At 70.1% G+C, this 20,346-nt stretch carries 22 protein-coding genes; 8 read left to right on the top strand and 14 right to left on the bottom strand.

Annotated features, from left to right (window positions below; genetic code table 11):
- Nucleotides 1-11 precede the first annotated feature (11 nt).
- The 14 genes from FFK22_RS03990 to paaZ all read right to left on the bottom strand — a co-directional run bounded on the left by FFK22_RS03990 (nt 12) and on the right by paaZ (nt 12,828).
- Complete coding sequence (locus FFK22_RS03990) at nt 12-1,052, bottom strand: ABC transporter ATP-binding protein (RefSeq protein WP_138890377.1); 1,041 nt, start codon at nt 1,050-1,052, stop codon at nt 12-14.
- A gap of 14 nt (nt 1,053-1,066) precedes the next feature.
- On the bottom strand, nt 1,067-1,912 hold the full coding sequence (locus FFK22_RS03985) for a carbohydrate ABC transporter permease (RefSeq protein ID WP_138890378.1): 846 nt from the start codon (nt 1,910-1,912) through the stop codon (nt 1,067-1,069).
- Nucleotides 1,909-2,754, bottom strand: coding sequence for a carbohydrate ABC transporter permease (locus FFK22_RS03980; protein WP_138890379.1), 846 nt, complete (start codon nt 2,752-2,754; stop codon nt 1,909-1,911). The genes FFK22_RS03985 and FFK22_RS03980 overlap by 4 nt, the downstream gene beginning before the upstream one ends.
- A 298-nt stretch (nt 2,755-3,052) precedes the next feature.
- Nucleotides 3,053-4,327, bottom strand: a complete 1,275-nt coding sequence (locus FFK22_RS03975) for an ABC transporter substrate-binding protein (protein ID WP_138890380.1) — start codon at nt 4,325-4,327, stop codon at nt 3,053-3,055.
- 64 nt (nt 4,328-4,391) lie between these two features.
- The gene (locus tag FFK22_RS03970) at nt 4,392-5,453 is read right to left on the bottom strand and encodes a LacI family DNA-binding transcriptional regulator (protein ID WP_138890381.1); all 1,062 of its coding nucleotides are present in this window, start codon (nt 5,451-5,453) and stop codon (nt 4,392-4,394) included.
- 219 nt (nt 5,454-5,672) lie between these two features.
- On the bottom strand, nt 5,673-6,293 hold the full coding sequence (locus FFK22_RS03965) for a glutathione S-transferase family protein (RefSeq protein WP_138890382.1): 621 nt from the start codon (nt 6,291-6,293) through the stop codon (nt 5,673-5,675).
- Between the two features lie 263 nt (nt 6,294-6,556).
- The gene (gene pqqE, locus FFK22_RS03960) at nt 6,557-7,678 is read right to left on the bottom strand and encodes a pyrroloquinoline quinone biosynthesis protein PqqE (protein ID WP_138890383.1); all 1,122 of its coding nucleotides are present in this window, start codon (nt 7,676-7,678) and stop codon (nt 6,557-6,559) included.
- Nucleotides 7,675-7,959, bottom strand: coding sequence for a pyrroloquinoline quinone biosynthesis peptide chaperone PqqD (gene pqqD, locus FFK22_RS03955; RefSeq protein WP_221938370.1), 285 nt, complete (start codon nt 7,957-7,959; stop codon nt 7,675-7,677). The genes pqqE and pqqD overlap by 4 nt, the downstream gene beginning before the upstream one ends.
- Nucleotides 7,956-8,693: a pyrroloquinoline-quinone synthase PqqC gene (gene pqqC / locus FFK22_RS03950; protein ID WP_221938369.1), complete on the bottom strand. Its 738-nt coding sequence runs from the start codon at nt 8,691-8,693 to the stop codon at nt 7,956-7,958. Before pqqC ends, pqqD begins: the two co-directional genes overlap by 4 nt.
- A 6-nt stretch (nt 8,694-8,699) precedes the next feature.
- A complete protein-coding gene (gene pqqB / locus FFK22_RS03945) occupies nt 8,700-9,617 on the bottom strand; it encodes a pyrroloquinoline quinone biosynthesis protein PqqB (RefSeq protein WP_138890385.1) in 918 nt (305 codons plus the stop codon).
- A gap of 57 nt (nt 9,618-9,674) precedes the next feature.
- A complete protein-coding gene (gene pqqA, locus FFK22_RS44755) occupies nt 9,675-9,755 on the bottom strand; it encodes a pyrroloquinoline quinone precursor peptide PqqA (RefSeq protein ID WP_034852526.1) in 81 nt (26 codons plus the stop codon).
- Between the two features lie 301 nt (nt 9,756-10,056).
- Nucleotides 10,057-10,392 (bottom strand): helix-turn-helix domain-containing protein, encoded by a 336-nt coding sequence (locus tag FFK22_RS03935; RefSeq protein ID WP_138890386.1) that lies wholly within the window; start codon nt 10,390-10,392, stop codon nt 10,057-10,059.
- Nucleotides 10,373-10,696: a type II toxin-antitoxin system RelE/ParE family toxin gene (locus FFK22_RS03930; protein WP_306770070.1), complete on the bottom strand. Its 324-nt coding sequence runs from the start codon at nt 10,694-10,696 to the stop codon at nt 10,373-10,375. The genes FFK22_RS03935 and FFK22_RS03930 overlap by 20 nt, the downstream gene beginning before the upstream one ends.
- A gap of 101 nt (nt 10,697-10,797) precedes the next feature.
- Complete coding sequence (gene paaZ / locus FFK22_RS03925) at nt 10,798-12,828, bottom strand: phenylacetic acid degradation bifunctional protein PaaZ (protein ID WP_138890388.1); 2,031 nt, start codon at nt 12,826-12,828, stop codon at nt 10,798-10,800.
- A 133-nt stretch (nt 12,829-12,961) separates the two neighbouring features.
- Here paaZ and paaG point away from each other — a divergent pair, with 133 nt between their 5' ends.
- The 8 genes from paaG (at nt 12,962) to trpA (ending at nt 20,346) form a co-directional block, all read left to right on the top strand.
- Nucleotides 12,962-13,750 (top strand): 2-(1,2-epoxy-1,2-dihydrophenyl)acetyl-CoA isomerase PaaG, encoded by a 789-nt coding sequence (gene paaG / locus FFK22_RS03920; RefSeq protein WP_138890389.1) that lies wholly within the window; start codon nt 12,962-12,964, stop codon nt 13,748-13,750.
- Nucleotides 13,747-14,199, top strand: a complete 453-nt coding sequence (paaI, locus tag FFK22_RS03915) for a hydroxyphenylacetyl-CoA thioesterase PaaI (protein ID WP_138890390.1) — start codon at nt 13,747-13,749, stop codon at nt 14,197-14,199. Before paaG ends, paaI begins: the two co-directional genes overlap by 4 nt.
- A gap of 16 nt (nt 14,200-14,215) precedes the next feature.
- Complete coding sequence (gene paaK / locus FFK22_RS03910) at nt 14,216-15,517, top strand: phenylacetate--CoA ligase PaaK (RefSeq protein WP_138890391.1); 1,302 nt, start codon at nt 14,216-14,218, stop codon at nt 15,515-15,517.
- 94 nt (nt 15,518-15,611) lie between these two features.
- On the top strand, nt 15,612-16,733 hold the full coding sequence (locus tag FFK22_RS03905) for an FAD-dependent oxidoreductase (protein ID WP_138890392.1): 1,122 nt from the start codon (nt 15,612-15,614) through the stop codon (nt 16,731-16,733).
- Nucleotides 16,730-17,482: an orotidine-5'-phosphate decarboxylase gene (gene pyrF, locus FFK22_RS03900; protein WP_138890393.1), complete on the top strand. Its 753-nt coding sequence runs from the start codon at nt 16,730-16,732 to the stop codon at nt 17,480-17,482. The genes FFK22_RS03905 and pyrF overlap by 4 nt, the downstream gene beginning before the upstream one ends.
- Nucleotides 17,479-18,129, top strand: a complete 651-nt coding sequence (locus tag FFK22_RS03895; protein ID WP_138890394.1) for a phosphoribosylanthranilate isomerase — start codon at nt 17,479-17,481, stop codon at nt 18,127-18,129. The genes pyrF and FFK22_RS03895 overlap by 4 nt, the downstream gene beginning before the upstream one ends.
- Nucleotides 18,130-18,292: 163 nt before the next feature.
- Nucleotides 18,293-19,525 carry a tryptophan synthase subunit beta gene (gene trpB / locus FFK22_RS03890; protein WP_221938368.1) on the top strand — a complete coding sequence of 411 codons (1,233 nt, stop codon included), beginning with the start codon at nt 18,293-18,295 and terminating at the stop codon, nt 19,523-19,525.
- Nucleotides 19,525-20,346, top strand: coding sequence for a tryptophan synthase subunit alpha (gene trpA / locus FFK22_RS03885; RefSeq protein ID WP_221938367.1), 822 nt, complete (start codon nt 19,525-19,527; stop codon nt 20,344-20,346). The genes trpB and trpA overlap by 1 nt, the downstream gene beginning before the upstream one ends.

Genomic DNA, 20,346 nt, shown 5'->3' with positions numbered 1-20,346 from the left:
GGGAAGGGGGATCATTGCAAAGCGAGGCCGGTCTCGGCGTCGAACCAGCGGCCGCGGCCGGGCTTCGGCCGCAGGCTGATCGCTTGGCCGGGCTCGACCGCATGCTCGTTGTCGACCACGGCGCGGAACAGGTGGCCGGCGACGTCGACGGTCAGCAGCTTGTGCGGTCCCAGCGGCTCCACCACCCGGATGGCGCCGGGCAGGCCGTCGCCGCGGATCTCGACATCCTCGGGGCGGATGCCGAACTCGATCCGGCCGGACGTGGCCTTCGGCGGCTCCAGCGTCAGCCCGGCCACTTTGAGGCCAGCGCCATTCGGCTCGGCCGGCAGGAAGTTCATCGGCGGGTTGCCGATGAAGCTGCCGACGAAGCGCGTGGCCGGGTCGGCATAGACCTCGGTCGCCCGCGCCGCCTGGACGATGCGGCCCTGGTTCATCACCGCGATCCGGTCGGCCAGGCTCATCGCCTCGACCTGGTCGTGGGTGACGTAGATGGTCGTGGTCTTGCTCTCTTGCAGCACGCCCTTCAGCTCGGCCCGCATCTCCAGCCGCAGCAGCGCGTCCAGGTTCGACAGCGGCTCGTCCATCAGCAGCACCGCGGGCTCGACCGCCAGCGCCCGGGCGACGGCGACGCGCTGGCGCTGCCCGCCCGACAGCTGGCCGGAATAGCGCTGCAGCAGCTGCCCGATATGCATCAGCTCGGCCGCGCGCTTCACCTTCCGCGCCACATCCGCCTCCGGCACCTTCTTCATGCGCAGGCCGAAGGCGATGTTCTCGAACACCGTCATGTGCGGGAACACGGCGTAGTTCTGGAACACCATGGCGATGCCGCGGTCGCGCGGCGCCAGCCCGTCCACCCGCCGGCCGCCGATCCGCACCTCGCCGCTGGTCGCGGTCTCCAGCCCGGCGACGATGCGCAGCAGCGTGGTCTTGCCGCAGCCCGAGGCGCCGAGCAGCACCAGGAACTCCTGGTCGCGGATGGTGAGGTCGATGGCGTGCAGCGCGGTGTAACTGCCGAACCGCTTCTCGACGCCCTTGATGTCGATGTCTGCCATGGTCGGAACTCCGATCAGCGGTTGGCGATGCCCCAGAGGGAGAAGAGGTACTTCCGGATGAGGAACAGGAAGATCAGCGCGGGGACGACCAGCACCAGCGCCCCGGCGAATTTCAAGGGCAGGGGCGAAACGTCCAGGCTGGTCAGCAGGAAGGCGGTCAGGGTCTGGTTCTGCACGGTCAGCACCGAGGCCGCGAACACCTCGTTCCAGGAGGTGACGAAGGCGAACACGCCGGACGCCGCGATGCCCGGCAGGGCCAGCGGCACCACGATCTTCAGGAAAGCCTGGAACCGGGTGCAGCCCAGCGTCCAGGCCGCCTCCTCCAGCTCCACCGGGATGCTGGTGAACAGCGAGAAGGTGATCAGGATGGCGAAGGGCAGGGCCAGCACGGTGTGCACCAGCGCCAGGCCCCAGATGGTGTCGTCCAGACCGGTGCGGATGTAGAAGATCGCCAGCGGCAGGGCCAAGAGCGGCAACGGGAAGGCCCGGGTCATCAGCACCAGCAGGCGGAAACTGCCCTTGCCGCGGAAGCGGAACCGCGCCAGCGCATATCCCGCCGGCGCGCCGATGCCGATTGACAGGATCATGGTCAGCCCAGCAACCAGCACCGAGTTCAGCAGCGCCCGGGCGACCCCCGCGTAGTTCCAGAAGAAGGACAGGCTGTCGATGTCGAAGGTCGGGACGAAGGCCTTGGGCCAGCCGGTCACCGCCTCGCGCGAATTGAAGGCGTTCACGGCCAGCAGATACAGCGGCACCAGCACCCACAGGCACAGGAGGATGGTCGAGATCCGGATCCCCCAGCGGCTCGGCGCGGCCTCCGCGGCCGGGACGGCGACGATGTCGGGCGTGGTCGCGGTCATCGGGTTTCCTTCCGCTCGCCCAGCGCCCACAGGAAGAAGAGGGTGAAGGCGATCGAGATGCCGAGGATGACCATGGCGTAGGCCGAGGCCCCGGCGCGGTCCTGCAGCGCGAACTGCCAGTTGAAGGTCTCGCCCATCAGGATCGGCAGGTTGTTGCCGGCCAGCACCAGGACGATGGCGAACACCTCGAAGGCCAGGATGGTGCGCAGGATCAGCGCGGTCTGCAGGCTGGGCCGCAGCAGCGGCAGGGTGATCCGGACGAAGCGCTTCCACGGGCTGGCGCCGAACACCTCCGCCGCCTCGTAGTATTCGTTCGGGATCAGCGACATGCCGGCGACCAGGATCACCAGCACGATGGCGGTGGCGCGCCACAGCTCGGCGATGATGATGGCGGCGAACAGGGCGACGATGCTCTGGTAGCTCAGCAGCAGCTTCGGGCCGGGAATCAGCCCGACATAGTACACCACGCTGTTCAGGAAGCCGTTCTGCTCCAGGATGGCCAGCCAGATCAGCCCGGCCGCGAGGTCGGAGATGCCGAGCGGGATGGTGAAGATGTACAGCGCCACGTCGCGGCCGCGCTTCAGTGCCATCACCAGGCTGGCCATCGCCAGCGCCAGCGCGATCTGCAGCGGCACCAGGATCAGCGTCAGCACGAAGGTGTTGCGCACGGCCGGCCAGAACTTCCAGTCGCGCGCGATCGACTGGAAGTTGCCGAAGGACAGATGGCCGTACTGGGTGAAGGCCTCGACCGCCACCTGCCCGAACGGCACCAGGAAGAAGCCGACCAGGAACACGGTGGCCGGGGCCAGCAGGATATAGGGCAGCAACCGCGCGTCGCTCATGGCGGGCTCCGTCGGTCAGGCTCGGCAGACGGGAGGAGGCGGACCGAGGCCTCGCGGTCTACCGCACTCGCGGTTGTCTCCGGCGAAATACGTGAGGGGATTGCGGCTGTCCCGAAAGCATAGCTTTGTGGCGAGCGAGCGCATGATTCGCCCTTGTCCTGAAACGCTGGCACTGGTGTCGCGGCCGGCCGCCCTCACCCGGTCTCGCTGCGCGAGCCCGACCTCTCCCGCAAGCGGGAGAGGCAATCGAACCGAAACTGAGAGGACAGCGATCACGGCAGAATTTCCGGGACGGTGATTACTGCACCTTGCACGGGCCGGTCCCGACCGGATCCGGGGCCCAGCAGGGCGCGCCCTTCTCGTCGAAGATCGCCTGCAGGCTCTGCGCCTGCTGGTCCAGCACCTCGCGCACGTCCTGGCCGGACAGCACGATGCGCTGGAAGGTGTCGCTGAACACCTTGTTGTAGCGCCCGCCGGCGTCGCCCAGGCCCATCGGCAGCAGCACCGGCAGGGAATCCTTCGCCGCGCTCTGCGCCGCCACCACCGGCTGCAGCATCTTGATGCTGGTCGGCACGTCGTCCGGCAGCTTGACCTCGACCACCGGGAAGAAGCCGGTCGCCTTCATCATCGCGACCTGGTTCTCCGGCTTCTCCATATGGGCGACCAGCGCCTTGGCGTCCTCCAGCGAATTGCTGGTCTTGGGGATACCGATGCCGGTCAGCACCGGCATATGGGCGCGCCCGGCCGGGCCGGCCGGCACCGGGAAGACCACGAACTCGTCCGGCTTCTGGTTCAGCGCGTCCTTCAGCCGGGCGACATGGTCCCAGGCCACCCAGACCTCGCCAGTCAGCAGCGGCTCCTGCATGAAGGCATAGCCGGTCGAGGCCGGGGTGACCGAGGTGGTCCAGAAGTCGCGGAACGAAGTCCACATCGCCTCGGCCTCGGGCGACTTGAACTTCACCACGGGCGAGCCGGTGTAGGACGGGTACAGATAGCCCTGGAAGAAGCGGTGCATCAGCCCCTTCGGTCCGGCCGGAAAACCGATCTTGGGCGACCCGGCGGCCGCGGCCATCGCCTTGCCCCAGGCGGCCAGCTGGTCATAGGTCAGGGCGTTGATGTCGGCGCCCTGCGGCAGGTACTGCAGCGCCTGCTTGTTGGCGGCCATGACATAGGTCGCCTGCATCCAGGGCAGGTATTTCTGCTCCGCCGTGCCGAGCTTGCCGAGATCGAGATAGGATTTGGCGATGGCGCCGTCGGGCACGATGCCGGACAGGTCGACCAGCCCGTCCGGGATGCTGGCGAATTCGCCATGCAGCCCGCCGATCACGGTGACGGCGCCGGACCCGGCCTTCAGCTCGGCCTGGATCCGGGTCATGAACGGCCCCGGCTCCTGCGCCGAATAGGTCACCGGCTTGCCGAAGCCGGCCAGCACGCTGTCGCGCATCGCCTGGGATTCCTCGACCGGCGTGGCCTGGGTCGACCAGAAGAGGATGTCCTGGGCGCCGGCCGTCCCGGCCAGGCCGAGGCCGATCAGGCCGGCGGTCAAGGCGGCGACTGTGGTCCGGATGGTCATTCCTGTCCTCCCTCTTTGTCTGTGGCCGGCCTCGACGGCGCCGGTCCAATTCACGCCGGCCCGGTCACCCGGGGCGGTTGCGTTTCCGTGGCTTCGGGGCCGGGCCGTGGCTGGCCCGGGCGACGAACTCCGCCGCGACGAGGCGCGGCTGGACCCCTTCGGGTCCCTGCTCGATGGCGTCGATGACCATGTCGGCGATGATGGCGGCGCTGCGCTCGATGTCCTGGGCGAAGGTCGACAGTGGCGGCCGGGCATAGGCGGCGATCGGCACGTCGTCGAAGCCGACCACCGACAGGTCTGCGGGGATGCGCAGGCCCGCCTCCTGCGCCGCCTCCATCACCGCCAGCGCCAGCCGGTCGGTCATGCCGATGATGGCGGTCGGGCGCGGTGCCAGGGCGAGCAGCCGCTGCGATGCGGCGATGGCGGCGGCGCGGTCGGCGACCGGCACCGCCGGCAGCCGCTCCGGCGCCAAGCGAATGCCATGCTCGATGAGGGCGCTCTCGAAGCCGCGGCGCCGGAACTCGGCATAGCTGTAGGGCTCGCTCGGCCCCAGCAGTGCGAATTCGCGGTGGCCCAGCGCGTGCAGCCTGTGCACCAGCCCGGCGAAGGCGGCCTCGCCGTCGGTATCGAACCAGGGATAGGCCGGCGGCGGGTCCAGCAGCCGGCCATGGGCGACGAAGGGGAAGTGGCGCTCGATCAGGTACCGCACGCGCGGATCGTCGCGGGTGACGCGGTTGATCACCACGGCGTCGATATGGCCGCCATCGACGACATGGCGCAGCACGGTCAGGTCGTCCTGGCCGCGCGGCACGGCGGCCAGGAACAGGTCACGCCCGCGCCCGGCCAGCCCGTCGGCGACGCCGGACAGGAACTGGCCCAGGAAATCATCCATGAAGTTGTGGGCGCTGATTGGCAGCAGCACGCCGACGATGTTGGTGCGGCCCGACACCAGCATGCGGCCGATGCGGCTGGCGACATAGCCATGGGTGCGCGCGGCCTCCTCGACCCGGCGGCGGGTCTCGGCGCTGACGTCGGAATAGCCGGCGAGGGCGCGCGACACCGTGGTCGGCGACAAGCCGAGCTTCGACGCCAGCTCCTTCAAGCGGATCTGCCGCTTTGCCGTCACCCGCAGGCCTCCCTGTCCCGCAATCGGGTTCAAAACGTTTTGGATCGTGCACAGGCGTTTTCCAAAACGTTTTGGGAGTGTGTCGCGGATTTAAAATCCGGTCAAGGGTCGGGCGCCAGGGACCGCTCTACAGGAGCGCGGTCGCGGGCTGCGGCATCGCGCAACCCGCGCCCCGGCCGTTCCAAGAATGACGGGTCAGGAGAGGGAGCGGAGCACCTCTTATCCCACCGCCAGCCCGGCAAACGGATCGCGCCAGGCGTCGATCCGGTTCAGCCGGTCGTGCCAGCGCATGATGTTCGCGTATTGCGTCACCGGGATACTGCCCTTCTCGGCGAAGGGCAGCGCGGTGGCCACCCGGAAATCGGCATAGGTCAGGTGGTCGCCGACCAGCCAGCTGCGATCGGCCAGGACCTCGTCCAGCACCGGGCCACACCTGGCCAGGTCCTCGGCCGCGTTGTCCAGCGCCGTCCGGTTGGCGGGCCGCGACATGAATTGCGGCCGGATCAGGTTCTCGAAATAGAACACATCGGCGGCCCGGGTGAAGTGGTGGGTGCCCCAGCTGACCCAGCGCAGCATCTCGACCATGCGCTCATCGGTCGGCCAGAACTCGCCGCCGGCCAGGGTCGACAGGCGATAGGCGATCGCATCCGTCTCCCACAGCGGGGCGCGGCCCTCCTCGGTCAGGATCGGCACCCGGGTGTTCGGGTTCAGCGGCCGGAACTGCTCCCGGTAGCGCGGATCCATCGGCCTGGCGCGGACGAACTCGACCGGCGAGTCGAGATGCTTCGCCACCGCCACGGCGACGCGCGGGTTGAGGTTCGGGGAATAATAGAGCTTCACGGCGCTGCCTCCTGAGCGGACGGGTCGCAGGGCGATCGCCCTGCACCCCTGGTCGCGCGGGGAAGAGCGGATTCGACAGGGCCGTGAACGATAGGTGCTTAGCGGATGGGCCGGGGCCACCCCCTCACCCGAAATCGCTGCGCGATTTCGACCTCTCCCAAGGAGAGGTGAATGGGGCGATGGCTTGTTTTTCCTCTCCTCGGGGAGAGGGAGGGCCCGCCGCGTTGGCGGCGGGAGGGTGAGGGGGATTCGGGCCGGTTGCCCTACCGCACCGGCTCCACCGGCCCCCGCATCCGCCGGTAGACGAAATCCGGCGGGGCCTCGCTGTGCGCGGCGGTCTCGGCCAGGCCCAGCATGGTGTCGTGGAACGGCGACAGCACGCAGGCCGGGTCGGTGGCGTCGGCCTGGCCGGTCAGCGCCAGGGCCTGGCAGCGGCAGCCGCCCCAGTCGACCTCGCGCTGGTCGCAGCTGCGGCACGGCTCCGGCATCCAGGCGGTGCCGCGGAAGCGCTGGAACGCATCCGACGCCGCCCAGATCTGGGCCAGCGGCTTGTCGCGCACCGATTCGAAGCCGAGGCCGGGGATGGTCTCGGCGGCGTGGCAGGGCAGCACCTTGCCAGCGGGGGTGATGTTCAGGAAGCGCCGGCCCCAGCCGCCCATGCAGGCCTTGGGCCGCCGGGCGTAGTAGTCGGGCACGACATAGTCGATCACCAGCGCGCCGTGCAGCCGCTGCCGCGCCGCCTCGACCACGGCGCTGGCGGTGTCGAGCTGCTCGCGGCTCGGCATCAGCGCGTCGCGGTTGTGCAGGGCCCAGCCGTAATACTGGACATGCGCGACCTCGATCCGGGCGGCGCCGAGCTCGACGGCGAGGTCGATCATCTCGCCCAGCCGGTCCAGATTCTGGCGGTGCACGACGGCGTTCAAGGTCAGCGGCAGGCCTTCCTCGCGCACCCAGCCGGCGAAGGCCAGCTTCTTCGGCTGCGCCCCGGGATAATGGCCGATGCGCTCGGCCGACTGTGCATCGGTGTCCTGGATGCTCAGCTGGGCGTGGTCCAGCCCGGCCTCGACCAGGCCGTGGAAGCGGTCGCGGTCGATGGCGACGCCGGAGGTGATCAGGTTGCTGTAGAGGCCTGCCTCACGCGCTCCGCGGATCAGCGCTTCCAGGTCGCGCCGGACGGTCGGCTCGCCGCCGGAGAAATGCACCTGCAGGATGCCGAGCGCCGCCGCCTCGCGGATCACCCGCAGCCACTCCTCGGTCGACAGCTCGTCGCGCGCCCGGTCCATCTCCAGCGGGTTGGAGCAGTAGGGGCATTGCAGCGGGCAGCGATGGGTCAGCTCCAGCAGGGCGGCGAGCGGGGGCTCGGGGCGAGGGGCGATGTGGTTCATGGCGCCAGGATCCGCTTGGCGGTCAGGTCGTCGATCAGCTCCACCACGTCGCCCTCGACCTTGCCGGGATCGGCCTCGAAGCTGCGGGCGAGGTCGGCGACGATCTCGGCGACGGTAGCGGTGCCGTCGCAGCGCCGGACGATCTCATGCGCGGTCTCGTCCAGCAGGATCACCCGCTCCGGCGCCAGCACCACCCAGCTCTGCCGCGCCTCGTCCCAGCGCAGCCGCGACCCGGGCGCCAGCCGTGGGCGTGAGGCCGCAGGCTCGGCCTGGGCGCTCACCGCCGCCCCTCGGGCACGAAGGCGCCGGGCGGGATGTTGCCGGGCTCGACATAGGCGTGGTGCAGCGCGTCCAGCTGGGCCCACAGCACGTCGCATTTGAACAGCAGCGCGTTCATCACATCCTGCTGCTGGTCCGGCCGCCGCGCCTCGCGCTTGACGTAGTCCAGTGCGAAATCGGCGTCGCGCGGCGCCTGGGACAGGCGCTTGTCGAAATAGGCCAGGGCCTCGCGCGACACGAAATCGTAATTGGCCAGCATGCCGGCGACGCGGTTGCCGATGATGCCCGGGGCGAACAGCTCGGTCAGGGATGAGGCGACGGCCTCCAGCAGTGTCCGCTCGCGCACGAAACGGACATAGGCGTCGACCGCGAAGCGGGTGGCCGGCAGGATGCCGCGGCCGTCAATCACCGCGGCGCGGTCCAGGCCCAGCGCATCGGTCAGATGCAGCCAGCGGGCGATGCCGCCTTCGCCGTCCTGCTCGCCGTCATGGTCGACCACGCGCTGCCGCCATTCGCGGCGCAGCGCCGGGTCCTCGGCGCGCGACATCAGGGCCGAATCCTTGAGCGGGATGCGGCTCTGGTAGTAGTAGCGGTTCAGCGCCCAGGCCTGCACCTGGCCGCGGTCCAGCTTGCCGCCATGCAGCAAGGCGTGGAAGGGGTGGCGGTCATGGTAGCGCTCGCGTCCGATCGCGCGAAGCGCCGCTTCCAGCTGGTCGGGGGTCATCAGGTCAGCCATCGGTCCTCACAGCGCGATTTCCATGCCGTCCTCCGCCACCTCCCAGCCGGATTCGGCCAGGGCAGCGCGTTCGGGCGAATCCTCGTCGAGCACCGGGTTGGTGGTGTTGACATGGATCAGGATCCGGCGTCGGGCGCCGAGATCGGCGAAGGCTGCGATCGTGCCGTCCGGCCCGTCGATGCTCATATGGCCCATCCGCCGGCCGGTCTTGGCGCCGACGCCGGTCGTGATCAGCTCGTCGTCGCGCCACAGCGTGCCGTCGAAGAACACCAGGGGCGATCCCTGCAGCCGGGCCCGCAGCTGCGGCGTCATCGCGGCGCAGCCGGGGATGTAGTGGAAGCGCCGGCCATTGGCGGCGATCTCCAGCCCCAGCGTCTCGTCTGGCGCTCCGTTCAGGTCGTCTCCGGCCTGGCCCTCCAGATACAGCGGCACCTTGCCCGGCACGGGGAAGGCGGTGATGGTCAGGCCCAAGCCCCCGCCGCGGCCGGCGATCGGGAACGGGCCGTTCGGCGCCACTGCGTGGCGCTCGACCGAACGGGGGCTCAGCGCGTCGAAGATCGGGTTGGCGGCCAGCGCGGCCAGCACCGGCGGCGCCGCCCACAGCGCGAAGGGCTGGGATTCGCGCATCGACAGCAGCCCGGCGACATGGTCGATCTCGCCGCTGGTCAGGATCACTGCCGAGATCGGGGAATGCCGCAGGCCCTGCTGCGGCCATAGCACCGGCGTGGCTGCGACCTGCTGCCGGAAATCGGGGGAGGCGTTCAGCAACAACCAGCGCTCGCCGTCCGCGCTGACGGCGAGGGAAGCCTGGGTGCGCGGCTTGGCGCGCATCTTTCCCGTCCGCACCCCCCGGCTGGTGGGTGCGTTGCAGTTCCATTGCGGAAAACCTCCGCCGGCGGCGGAACCGAGGACGACGATGCGCATGGTCTCAGCCCCGCTTTCCGCAGCCTCGCCGATCCGCCGCGTGGCGGAGGGTGTCCGTTAAACGGTCGCGCAGGCGTAGGCGTTGATCTCGCAGCCCACGGAGATTTCGCGGATCTTCGGTGTCTTCCAACGCTTCATGAGGCTTCTCCGGTCGAGGTGAGCTCTCTTGGGATGACGCCCTGAACCGGCGATTGGTTCCGGACCGGGGCATCGAGAGCATGATGCGCCTTCCGCGCGTCAGGGGAATACTACTTTGGAGCCATTCCAGGAATTTCTTGTCGCGGCGGCGTGCCGTCGGTCGGCTCACCGGTCTGATCGTCGAGAAGATCGTCGCGAGGAGTGTGCTCTGCTGGTACCTCAGCATGTGCGATCAACTCGGCGTCTTCGTCCGTCACATCCTCGACCCGCACCACGCGGCGATCAGCCACTTGAGAAGGCATCACGCAACGGCCAGCGTCAGATGCCCGATCGGAGCGGCGGCGGGCTTCACCGTGATCTCGATGTCGTAGCCGAGGCGATTCAGGCATTCCATCAGCTTGCGCTCCGACAGGTTGGAGAAGTCGCCGCGCAGGAGCGCGGAGACCTTCGGCTGCGGAAGTGCCATCCGCTGGCCGGCTTCCTCCTGCGTGAGCCCAAGGCGGCGCACCGCCTTCGTGATCTCGATCATCAGGCCGGACTTGATCTTCAGCTTCTCGGCGCCGGCAAGGCCCAGATCGGCGAACACGTTGCCGGAGCTGGCCTCGACCTCGGTTCCGTCAACGACGCGGGGCGTCATGCTTCATCTCCTTCGCGAGGGCCTCCGCCACCCTGAGTCTGGCGCGGATGATCTCCATTTCCTCCCTCGGCGTCGCGATCCCGCTCTTGCTCTTCTTCTGGAAGCAATGCAGGACGAACACCGCCTCAACGAACCTCACGGTGTAGACGGCGCGATATGTGTCGCCGACGGCATCCTCGATAACTTCGAGGACGCCGGCCCCACCGAAACCTTTGAGCACCTTCGCGGCCGGATGCCGGCTTCCCTGCTGTGCGAAATGCAGTGCATAGCCGAAGACCTTCCGAACCTTGGTCGGAAGCTGCATCAGGTCCTTCCGGCTGCTGCCGATCCACAGCAGTGGGCGTTCTTCCGAGTTCACGCTCAAGTTATACCGGAACGGGTATAAATGACAATCGGGCAGTGCCGCTACGCCTCGGCCGCAGGCCGAGCACTCATCGTCAGCAGGTCGTAGCGCGCCACCGTCTCGTCGGCCTGGTTGAACACCTCGACGTCCCAGCGCACCTCGCCGTATTCCGGCATGCGCGCGGCGGTCTTGCGCTTGACCGTCAGCCGCACCCGGATCGAGTCCCCCGGCGACACCGGCTTCAGGAAGCGCAGATTGTCGAGGCCGTAATTGGCCAGGAGCGGCCCGGGCGCCGGGTCGACGAACAGGCCGGCGGCGAAGGACAGGATCAGATAGCCATGCGCCACCCGGCCGGGGAAGAACGGGTTCGCCTTGGCCGCGTCCTCGTCCATATGGGCGTAGAAGGCGTCGCCGGTGAATTCGGCGAAATGCTCGATATCCGCCAGGGTGATGGTGCGGGCGGCGGTTTCCACCGTCTCGCCGACCGCCAACTCCTCATAGTTGCGGCGGAACGGGTGGGTGGCCGGCACCGGCGCCGGGGCGCCGTGCAGCCAGGTCCGGGTCAGGGCGGAGAGGCGGGCGGGCGAGCCTTGCAGGGCGGTGCGCTGCAGATAATGGTGCACGCCGCGGATGCCGCCCAGCTCCTCGCCGCCGCCGGCCCGGCCGGGGCCGCCATGCACCAGGCCGGGCAGGGGCGAGCCATGGCCGGTCGACTCGCCGGCGCAGTCGCGGTCGACCACCAGGATGCGGCCATGGAACGGCGCCAGGCCGAACACCAGCGCATCGGATACCGCATCGTCATGGGTGAAGACCGAGGCCACCAGGCTGCCCTCGCCGCGGCGCACCAGCTCCACCGCCTGATCGAGGCCGTCATAGGCGATCACGGTCGCCACCGGCCCGAAGGCCTCGACCACATGCACCTTGCGCGCCGTTGCCGGGTCGGCACAGCGCAGCAGCACCGGGGCCAGGAAGGCGCCGCCCGGGGCGCCGTCATTGGCCGGGTCGCCGACCACGATTTCCGCCTCCGCCGTCAGCTCGGCGATGCGGGCGCGGACGTCGTCGCGCTGGGCGAGGCTGACCAGCGGGCCCATCCGCGTGCCTTCCTGCCGCGGATCGCCGATGGCGAGGCCGGACAGCTTCTGCGTCAGGGCGGCGATGACGTCGCGCTCCAATGCCCGCGGCACCAGGATGCGGCGGATGGCGGTGCATTTCTGCCCGGCCTTCGCCGTCATCTCGCGCACCACCTCCTTGACGAACAGGTCGAATTCCGGCGTGCCGGACACCGCGTCCGAGCCCAGCACCGCGGCGTTCAGCGAATCCCGCTCGGCGACGAAGCGCACCGCGTTGCGCGAGATCGCCGGGTGGTTGCGCAGCTTTTCCGAGGTCTCGATCGACCCGGTGAAGGCCACCAGATCCTGCCCGGTCAGGTGATCCAGCAGGTCGCCGGTGCCGCCGGCTATGAATTGCAGGCTGCCCGCGGGCAGGATGCCGGACTCCGTGATCAGCTTCACCAGTGCCTCGGCGACATAGGCGGTGGCCGAGGCCGGCTTGGTGATCACCGGCATCCCGGCCAGGATCGCCGGCGCCAGCTTCTCCAGCAGGCCCCAGCACGGGAAGTTGAAGGCGTTGATGTGGACGGCCACGCCGGTCAGCGGAGTCAGCACATGCACGCCGATGAAGCCGCCGCCCTTGGACAGCCGCTCGACCCCATCCTCCAGCAGGAAGCGCTCGCTCGGCAGCTCGCGGCGCCCGCGCGAGGCATAGGCGAAGATCGTGCCCAGCCCGCCATCGATGTCGATCAGGTTGTCGCGCTTCGTCGCCCCGGTGTCGGCGGCGAGGGCGTAGAGCGGCTCCTTGCGCTCGGAGAGATACAGCGCCAGGGCCTTCAGCAGGTCGGCGCGCTGGTGGAAGGTCAGCCGGCGCAGCGCCGGGCCGCCGACCTCGCGCGCATGGCGGACCATCGCCGCGAAATCCAGGCCGCGGCTCGACAGCCGCGCCACCACCCGGCCGTCGATGGCGCTGGCGATATCGGTGAGCCCCTCGGTCGCGGCGACCCAGTGGTCCTCGGCGTAGCTCTGCAGGATGGCGGTCATGGCGTCCTCCCGATGACCCGGTCCGCATCGTCGATTGCCGATTGACAGGCCGGGTCCCGGGTCTAAGAATTAACCGAACGATCGTTCAATTCAAGAGGTCCGGTGCAACCGGCCCAGCTGAGGAGGATGCCCCGTGGAGCCTACGGTTCTGGTCGATCGCCGCGACGGCTGGCAGGTGGTGACGCTCAACCGTCCGGACCGGCTGAACGCCTTCACCGCGGAGATGCACCGCGCCCTGGCCGAGGCGCTGGCCGGGGTCGAGGCCGATGCCGGCTGCCGGGCGGTGCTGCTGACCGGGGCGGGGCGCGGCTTCTGCGCCGGGCAGGACCTCAACGACCGCGCCACCAGCGGCGAAGCGCCCGATCTCGGCGCCACGCTGGACGGGCTGTACAACCCGCTGATCCGCCGCCTGCGGGCTTTGCCGAAGCCGGTGGTCTGCGCCGTCAACGGTGTCGCCGCCGGGGCCGGGGCCAACATCGCCCTGGCCTGCGACATCGTGCTGGCCGCGCGGTCCGCCAAGTTCATCCAGTCCTTCGCCAAGATCGGCCTGGTCCCCGATTCCGGCGGCACCTATGCGCTGCCGCGGCTGGTCGGCGCGGCCCGCGCCCGCGGCCTGGCGTTGCTGGCCGAGCCGTTGCCGGCGGAGAAGGCGGAGGAATGGGGCCTGATCTGGAAGGCGGTGGACGACGCCGCGCTGCGTCCGGAGGCCGAGGCCCTGGCCGCCCATCTCGCCACCCAGCCGACCCAGGGTCTGGCGCTGATCAAGCAGGCGCTCGACGCCTCCGCCGGCAACAGCCTGGACGTCCAGCTCGACCTCGAGCGCGACCTGCAGCGCCGGGCCGGGCGCACGCCGGACTACGCCGAGGGCGTGCGGGCTTTCATCGAGAAGCGGCCGGCCAAATTCACGGGGCAGGCGGAATGAAGGCGACGACGGGGGCGGAGGCCGAGGCGGTCGCCCGGGCCGCGGCCGAGACGATGTGGCGCGACGACGGCGCCAGCCGGGCGCTGGGGATGGAGATCCTGGAGGTCGGGCCCGGCCGGGCAAGGCTGGCCATGACCATCCGGCCGGACATGACCAACGGCCATGGCACCGCCCATGGCGGCTTCATCTTCACCCTGGCGGATTCGGCCTTCGCCTTCGCCTGCAACTCCGGCGGCGAACGCACGGTGGCGGCGCATTGCAGCATCACCTTCCTGCGGCCCGGCGCGCTCGGCGACCGGCTGGTGGCGACGGCGCGGGAGGTGTCGCGCTCCGGCCGTTCGGGCCTCTATGACGTCAGCGTCGCGGTCGGCGAGACGGTGATCGCCGAGTTCCGCGGCCATTCCCGCACGGTCGGCGGCTCGTTCATCGAACGGCCGGCCGAAGACTGAGAACAGGGAGGGGACGATGGCGGTGATCCCGGGGCTGGACGCGGCCGAGCGGGCCTCGCGCGACGAGATCATGGCGCTGCAGTGCGAACGCCTCGCCTGGTCGCTGCGACACGCCTACGACAACGTCCCGCACACCCGCCAGGCTTTCGACGCCGCCGGGGTGCACCCTTCCGATTTCCGCGACCTGACGGACCTGGCGAAGTTCCCCTTTACCACCAAGCAGGACCTGCGCGACGCCTATCCCTTCGGCCTGTTCGCCGTACCGCGAGAGCGGCTGGCCCGCATCCACGGCTCCTCCGGCACCACCGGCAAGCCGATCGTGGTCGGCTACACCCAGGCCGATCTCGACATGTGGGCGGCGGTGATGGCGCGGTCGATCCGCGCCGCCGGCGGCCGGCCGGGCATGATGGTACATGTCGCCTATGGCTACGGCCTGTTCACCGGGGGGCTGGGCGCCCATTACGGGGCGGAGCGGCTGGGCTGCACCGTGGTGCCGATGTCGGGCGGCATGACCGAGCGCCAGGTCCAGCTGATCACCGATTTCAAACCGGACGTCATCATGGTGACTCCCAGCTACATGCTGGCGATCCTGGACGGGTTCCAGGCGCGGGGCCTTGATCCGCGCGACAGCTCGCTGCGCTTCGGCATCTTCGGGGCGGAGCCCTGGACCAATGCGATGCGGCAGGAGATCGAGCAGGCCTTCGCCCTCGACGCCACCGACATCTACGGCCTGTCGGAGGTGATCGGCCCCGGCGTCGCCCAGGAATGCGTCGAAACCAAGGACGGGCTGCATGTCTGGGAGGACCATTTCCTGCCGGAGGTGATCGACCCCGAGACCGGCGCGGTGCTGCCGGACGGCGAGATCGGCGAGCTGGTCTTCACCTCCCTGACCAAGGAGGCGTTCCCGGTCATCCGCTACCGCACCCGCGACCTGACCCGGCTGCTGCCCGGCTCGGCCCGGCCCGGCATGCGCCGGATGGAGAAGGTGACCGGCCGGTCCGACGACATGATCATCCTGCGCGGCGTCAACGTCTTCCCGACCCAGATCGAGGAGGCACTGCTGGCCTGCGACTGGTGCGGCGGCCATTTCGTCATCGAGCTGAGCCGCCCCGGGCGGCTGGACGAGATGACGGTGCTGGCGGAGGCGCGGGCGGAGCATTGGGACGGAGCCGGCCTGACCGTCGCGGCCGAGCGGCTGACGCTGCGGCTCAAGGACACGATCGGGGTCTCGGCCCGGGTGGTGATCCATCCCCCCGGCACGATCGAACGCTCCGCCGGCAAGGCCAAGCGGGTGATCGACAAGCGGCCGAAGGGATAGGCAAAGGCTTGACCTGGCGACCCGGACGATGTCGACAGTCCCTGTTTGCCCGTGAAAGGGCGTGCGCCCGTTCGAGCGTAAGGGATCCTTGCACATGACCAGCATCGTCGTCGGCGCCGGGGTGATGGGGCTCGCCACCGCCTGGCACCTGGCCCGGGCTGGAGAGGCCGTCACGCTGCTGGAGCGGGGGCCGATCCCGAATCCCTCGGCCGCCTCCTGGGACAGCCACCGGCTGATCCGCGCGCTGTATCCGAACTCGCCCGGCTACACCCGGATGGCGCTGGACGCCTATGCCGCCTGGGACGAGGTCTGGGCCGCGGCGGGAGTGCGCCACTACGCCAATTGCGGCTCGATCGCCTTCAGCCGGGCCGAGGGCGACTGGGCCGATGGCTGCCGCGCCCCGCTCGACGCGCTCGGCGCCGCCTATGAGCTGCTGCCGCCGGAGGAGCTGGCGCGCCGCTTCCCCTTCCTGATCCCGGACGGCATCCGTTGGGGCCTGTTCATGCCCGAGGGCGGGGTGCTGTTCGCCGACCGCATCGTCGCGACCCTGGTCGACCTCTGCCGCGCCGCCGGCGTGGCGCTGCGGCCCGAGGCGCCGGTCCGGGCGGTCGATGCCGAGGCCGGCACGGTCACCCTGGCCTCGGGCGAGGACCTGCGCGCCGAGTCGGTGGTGGTGACGGCCGGCGCCTGGGTCGGCGGGCTGTTCCCGGACCTGGCCGGACGGCTCACCCCCCACCGCCAGCTGGTGGTCTATCTCGACCCGCCGGCGCAGCACGCCGCCGCCTGGGCCGCAGCGCCGGGCATCATCGATTGCGGCTTCCCGGACGACCACTGGGCGACCCCCCCGGTCGGCGGCACCCGGCTGAAGATCGGCCTCGGCGCCTGGAAGCGGCCGGCGGATCCCGAGGCCGATCCGGCCGTCGCGGCGGGGGAGGCGGAGGCGTTCCGCGAGCGCTACCGGCCGGTGCTGCGCGGCCTTGACGAGTATCGCATTCTCGAAGCCCGCCCCTGCCGCTATATCTTCACCGCTGACAGCCGCTTTATGCTGGAGCGGCGCGGCCGGGCCTGGCTGGTCAGCCCGTGCTCGGGCCACGGCTTCAAGTTCGGGGCGCTGATCGGCCGGGCGGTGGCCGACGGCGTGCTCGGCCGGCGCGAGGCCGGGGAACTGAAATCCTGGGCGGCCGGCCACCTGCCGGTGGAGGGAGTGCGAGCATGACCACGAACCCTGTCTACGTCGCCATCGACGCGCCGACGGTGGACGAGGCGAAGCGCCTGACCGGCCTGGTCGCGGGCGCGGTCGGCGGCATCAAGCTGGGCCTCGAATTCTTCATGGCGGCAGGGCCGGAGGGGGTGCGGGCGGCCCGGCCCACCGGCGTGCCGCTGTTCCTCGACATCAAGCTGCACGACATCCCGAACACCGTGGCCGGCGCCATCCGCTCGGTGGTGCCGCTGTCCCCGGCCTTCATCACCCTGCACGCCTCCGGCGGCCGGGCGATGATGCAGGCGGCGGCCGAGGCCGCGGAGAAGGAAGCGGAGAAGTGCGGGGTGCCGCGGCCGAAGCTGCTCGGCGTCACCGTGCTGACCAGCCTCGACGTCGCCGATCTCGAAGCGGTGGGGCAGGGGATGGAGGTCGCCGGCCAGGTCGAGCGCCTGGCCCGTCTGGCCGAATCGAGCGGCCTCGACGGCGTGGTCTGCTCGCCGCGGGAAATCGCCCGGTTGCGCCGGATCCTGAAGCCGACGACCGTGCTGATGGTGCCCGGCATCCGTCCGGCCGGGTCGGAGGCCGGCGACCAGAAGCGGGTGATGACGCCGAAGGAGGCGATGGAGGCGGGCGCCACCCATCTCGTCATCGGCCGGCCGATCACCGCCGCCGCCGACCCCGCCGCCGCAGCCCGCGCGATCGCCACCGAGCTGGGCCTGGCGCTTGATGCCGAGGCCGCGGCCCCCACATCTCCTGTGCCATGACCATCGACGCGAAAATCTGCGGCATCCGCACCCCCGAGGTGCTCGAGGCCGCGGCGAAGCACGGGGCCCGCTGGGTCGGCTTCAACTTCTACCCGCCCAGCCCGCGCTCGGTGGCGCCGGATCTGGGCGCCGAGCTGGCGCGCATGGTGCCGACCGGGCTGCGCAGCGTCGGCCTGTTCGTCGACCCGACCGAGGACGAGCTCGGCGCCGTGCTCGGCCGGGTGCCGCTCGACGTGATCCAGCTGCATGGCTCCGAGACGCCGGCGCGGGTGGCCGAGATCCGCGGCCGCTGGGCCATGCCGGTGATGAAGGCGATCAAGATCGCGACCGCCGAGGATCTTGACGGGATCGCGGCCTATGAGGCGGTCGCCGACCGGCTGCTGTTCGATGCCAAGCCGCCGAAGGGCGTGGCCTCGCTGCCGGGCGGCAATGGCCTGGCCTTCGACTGGTCGCTCCTGTCGGGTCGGAGCTGGTCCAAGCCCTGGATGCTGGCCGGCGGCCTGACCGAGGCCAATGTCGCCGAGGCCGTCGCCCGCACCGGCGCCGTCACGGTCGACGTCTCCTCCAGCATCGAGGAGCGCCCCGGCCACAAGACGCCGGAACGGGTGCAGCGCTTCCTCGCCGCCGTGCGGGCGGTCGGGCAGTAGCCCAGGCGTTTCTCCCCACACCGTGAGGCGTGCGCTCCTTGCGGGTCTGCGATGCGCGCGCCTCGGGCATTCGCCACAAATGTTTGGCGCGGGCGGCGGGCGCCGGTAAGGTCACGGCTCTTCGCCCATATTTCGCCACGATTTGTGCCGGGAGCCGCCCCGCTTGACCGAGACCGCACCCTTCCAGCCCCGTCCGAACAGCTTCCGCACGGGTCCGGACGAAAACGGCCGCTTCGGCCTCTATGGCGGCCGCTTCGTCGCCGAGACGCTGATGCCGCTGATCCTCGAGGTCGAGAAGGCCTATGCCTCCGCCCGCAAGGACGCCGAATTCAACAGCGAGCTGCGCTACTACCTGACGCATTACGTCGGCAGGCCCAGCCCGCTGTATTTCGCCGAGCGCACCACCGAGCATCTCGGCGGCGCGCGGGTCTACTTCAAGCGCGAGGAGCTGAACCACACCGGCGCGCACAAGATCAACAACTGCATGGGCCAGATCCTGCTGGCCCGGCGCATGGGCAAGACCCGGATCATCGCAGAGACCGGCGCCGGCCAGCACGGCGTCGCCACCGCCACGGTCTGCGCCCTGTTCGGCCTGCCCTGCACCATCTACATGGGCGAGGTCGACATCGAGCGGCAGAAGCCGAACGTGTTCCGGATGAAGCTGCTGGGCGCCGAGGTGGTGCCCGTCGTCTCCGGCAGCCGCACGCTGAAGGACGCGATGAACGAGGCCCTGCGCGACTGGGTCACCAATGTCGAGGACACCTTCTACATCATCGGCACCGTCGCCGGCCCGCATCCCTATCCGCTGCTGGTGCGCGACTTCCAGTCGGTGATCGGCAACGAGACGCGCGACCAGATCATGCAGGCCGAGGGCCGCATGCCGGACACGCTGGTGGCGGCGGTCGGCGGCGGGTCCAACGCCATCGGCCTGTTCCACCCCTTCCTCGACATGCCGGAGGTCGCGATCCACGGCGTCGAGGCGGCGGGCCACGGCGTCGACACCGGCAAGCACGCGGCGTCGCTGAATGGCGGCCGGCCCGGCGTGCTGCACGGCAACCGCACCTATCTGCTGCAGACCGCGGACGGCCAGATCGAGGAAGCGCATTCGATCTCCGCCGGCCTCGACTATCCCGGCATCGGGCCCGAGCACGCCTGGCTGCACGATGTCGGCCGGGTGCAGTATTCCGCCGTGACCGACAAAGAGGCGCTGGAGGCGTTCCAGCTCTGCGCCAGGCTCGAAGGCATCATCCCGGCGCTCGAATCGGCGCATGCGCTGGCGCATGTGATGAAGATCGCGCCCGACCTGCCACCGGACAACCTGCTCGTCATGTGCCTCAGCGGCCGCGGCGACAAGGACATCTTCACCGTCGCCGACGCGCTCGGAGTGCAGATCTGATGACCCGCATCACCGCGCGCTTCGCCGAGCTGAAGGCGCAAAACCGGGCCGCCCTGGTCACCTTCGTCACCGCCGGCGACCCGGATGCCGAGACCAGCTTCAAGATCCTCGAAGGCCTGCCCAAGGCCGGCGCCGACCTGATCGAGATCGGCATGCCCTTCACCGACCCGATGGCCGACGGCCCGGCGATCCAGGCAGCTGGCCTGCGCGCGCTCGCCGCCGGCATGACGCTGGTGAAGACGCTCGACCTGGTCCGCCGCTTCCGCGCCGGCGACCAGGCCACGCCGGTGGTGCTGATGGGCTACTACAACCCGATCTACTCCTACGGGGTCGAGCGCTTCCTGGCCGATGCCAAGGCCGCCGGGGTCGACGGGCTGATCGTGGTCGACCTGCCGCCGGAGGAGGATGCCGAGCTGTGCCTGCCGGCGCTGGCGGCGGGGATCGACTTCATCCGCCTGGCGACGCCGACCACCGACGACGCCCGGCTGCCGGCGGTGCTGCGCAACACCTCGGGCTTCATCTACTACGTCTCGGTCACCGGCATCACCGGCGCGGCCGCAGCGAATGCGGCGGCGGTGCAGCCGGCGGTCGACCGGCTGCGGCGCCACACCGACCTGCCGGTGGCCGTGGGCTTCGGCATCCGCACGCCGGAGGCGGCGGCGGCGATCGCCCGGATCGCCGACGCCGCGGTGGTCGGCACCGCCATCGTCGAGGAGATCCGCCACTCGCTGCACGCCGACGGCCGCCCGACCGTGGCCACGGTCGAGTCGCCGTTGGCGCTGGTCCGCCGCCTGGCCGAGGGAGTCCGCGGGGCGCGGTAA

The sequence above is a fragment of the Mycobacterium sp. KBS0706 genome, from assembly GCF_005938675.2.
Lineage (GTDB): Bacteria > Pseudomonadota > Alphaproteobacteria > DSM-16000 > Inquilinaceae > Inquilinus.
The sequence above is the reverse complement of the archived record's forward strand: the minus strand, read 5'-3'. Positions and strand labels throughout refer to the sequence as shown.